Below are 548 nucleotides of genomic sequence, written 5' to 3' on the forward strand. Positions count from 1 at the left end.
TAATGGGCGTCCACCAGTTGACCCTGTTCGTCTCTTCAAAATCATCTTGCTTGGTTATATCTTTGGTATAAAAAGTGAGCGTCAGCTCGTTAAAGAAATTGAAGTGAATGTCGCTTACCGTTGGTTCTTACGGATGTCATTAACAGAGAAAGTCATCCACGCTTCTACTCTAAGCCAAAACCGCATTCGTCGCTTTAATGGCACGGATGTATTCGAACGTATTTTTATCAATATCGTAGAGCAAGCCATGACGAAAGGCTTGGTCGCGGGTCAAGAGCTCTTTACGGACAGTACTCATCTCAAAGCGAACGCCAACAAGAATAACACACCAATAAAGTCACGGACGGTTCGCGCGAGTGCCTATCTTGATATGCTGGATGACGACGTCGCGTTAGACCGARAAAAGCGGGTAAGAAGCCTCTTAAGGCTCGTGAATCAGAGTCAAAAACAAAGAATACCGAAAACCAGCTACCACTGACCCAGAGAGTGGCTTCATGACTCGTGATAATAAGCCACAAGGCTTCTTCTACCTCGACCATCGAACCGTT

General features: G+C 45.5%; 1 pseudogene. It reads left to right on the forward strand.

Features of this window, described 5'->3' with window-relative positions:
• A pseudogene (locus tag CIK04_RS32615) lies at window positions 1-548 on the forward strand (transposase); the annotation flags it as partial.

Source organism: Vibrio sp. 03_296 (assembly GCF_002265885.1).